This is a genomic window from uncultured Agitococcus sp. (assembly GCF_937920075.1).
Classification (GTDB): domain Bacteria; phylum Pseudomonadota; class Gammaproteobacteria; order Pseudomonadales; family Moraxellaceae; genus Agitococcus.
Genome location: NZ_CALETI010000162.1, coordinates 1 through 2,224 on the forward strand (window position 1 = coordinate 1; position 2,224 = coordinate 2,224).

The following is a 2,224-nucleotide window of genomic DNA, read 5'->3' on the forward strand; positions in this document are numbered from 1 at the left end:
TGAAATATAGCTCTAACGGTCCATTATTTGGACAAAACCTTGTCAAAAAGATGCTGCACTATCAACCAAACGACGCTGCTTTGAACAATGATCTTCAAGAATTTTGGAAAAATTGTGCTTTCTATGACATTGGTTTAGGTTTTTATAACTTTAATGATTTAACAGCACAGGAAGATATTGTTGCGTTTTTCAAAACTAATACCGCGATGACGAGAGGGTTTTACCAAGAGTTAAACGGTACAAAATCTTTTGTTGATTGCAGAACAGGGATAACAAATATTGAGCAAGGTTTAATACAAAATCAGAAAGATTTTGAAAAGAATGCTGGTACTAGATCAAATATCACAATGGCTCCAGTAAGCAATACGGTACAAGCAGGATGGACTGCTATGCCTGTGAGTTTTACATATTTATCAAATATATCTAGAAACGCCTCTCAATTGTTAGTGCAAAGTGCCATGATTAACTCGATGGATGGAGGCTTACATGCGTTGGCTGGCAGCGCAGATGCCAATGCAGCGATTCAAGGCTATGCTCTAGCCAGAGCGGAAAGAGAAAGAGCAACAACATTTGGTGTAATGGGAAAAATGGCTGCAGAGATGCTACCCATCTTAAAAAACTTGATGGAAGGATTGATGTATGCAGTGTTTCCGTTTGTTGGGTTAGCAATCTTATTTCCTAATGGTTGGAGAGCATTTGGTTACTACGGAAAAATGCTCATTTGGATTGGATTATGGCCAGTTGCATTTGCATTACTACATTACGCGATGACATTTTTTGGAAGTTTCGCTGTTCAAAAAGTCGTTGCTTACTACGATTTTAGTGGGAATTTAGTGCCAGCAAGATATGACATGTATAGTCAAATGGGTATCAAACAAGTCATGGAGAAGTATGAAGCGATTGCTGGGTATATGTTGGGAATGATCCCTATGATGACCTATGTCATGGTGTCTCAGGGTGGGGCTATGATGGCTGGAATGCTTGGGCGTGTTCTTGATGGTTATGCGGCTCCTGCTGCTAGTGCTAGCATGGAAGCCTCCGCTGGTAATTTCAATATTGGAAACACCAACTTTCAAAATCAATCTGCCTTTCAACACATGAGCGCACCCACTCAAACGGCTGGTTACTATCAAAATCAAGATGGCGGTTTCACGACGACGACCTCTCAATATGGCTCTGTTTACAATCAAAATGTTTCGTCATTGGGCGTGTCTGTCAGCTCTCAAAAAGCCTTTGAACAAGCGACTAGCCAAGCGGTTGAGCAAGCAACATCTCATGTATCTCAAACTTCGGCTAGCTTAGCTGAAGCTCGTGGCAATGCCTTCCGTGATGCCTTTGCGGATGTTCGTGCAGGTGCATCCACAACTAGCACTGGCACAAGCACTCAAGAAACACATCAAAACACACTCAATCAAATGACTGAGATAGTCAAGGGAAGTGCTGAAAAATTTGCCGAGTCTAAGAATTGGAGTAATGAGGAAAAAACATCATTTACCAATGATGTCGTCAAAAATTATACGGCTGGTGCTTCGTTGGGATTCGGTGTTGGCGGTACAGGAGTCAATGTTGGAGGCAGTCATCAGGATAGTTCTAAAAATAGCGAAGGAAACGCTAATACGAATACTCAATCGGCAGCGAAAATGCAGGAGTTCTTGCAATCGGATCAGGCGCGTGAAGGATTGGCAAAAATCAATACTATTGCAACAAGTAGTCAAACTAGCCAAAACAATACCAGTACACATAGCACTGAAAATCAACATAGTCAGTCATTTGAACGTGCTACTCGTGCAGAAAAAGCACACAGTCAAGCATTGCAACAGTTGAACGCGGCTCGCTCTGTGCGTAGTGAGGCTGAGTCAAACGGCTTTAATGTCAGTATCAATGAAACTCCAGCATTAATAGATCATCTCCAAAAGGCAGATTCAGAAAATTGGAAACAAGGTGTGATTGATTATGGCAGGAATATTGATACCAATGCCAAAGCCACAACCAAACAAGGCATAGAGGATTTTGTCAACCAACGTATCGAACAACAGATCAACCTTGCTCAAGAGCAAGCTAACATCAAGCAAGCAGGCCAACAAGCAGTGGACACGTTAGGTGCATCGTCTATCGCCAATCCAAGCAATCAAACCAATAGTTTAGCGAATCAAGCGGAGCGTTTAGCAGGTCAAACGGCAACCACACATAGCGAACAACAAAGCACTCTTGAGCAAAAGAGAAC

At 42.1% G+C, this 2,224-nt stretch carries 1 protein-coding gene; it reads left to right on the forward strand.

Annotated features, from left to right (window positions below; genetic code table 11):
• Positions 1–50: 50 nt before the first annotated feature.
• Positions 51–2,224 (forward strand): conjugal transfer protein TraG N-terminal domain-containing protein (locus Q0212_RS06080; RefSeq protein ID WP_297923599.1); only part of this gene is annotated, 2,174 nt, incomplete at its 3' end.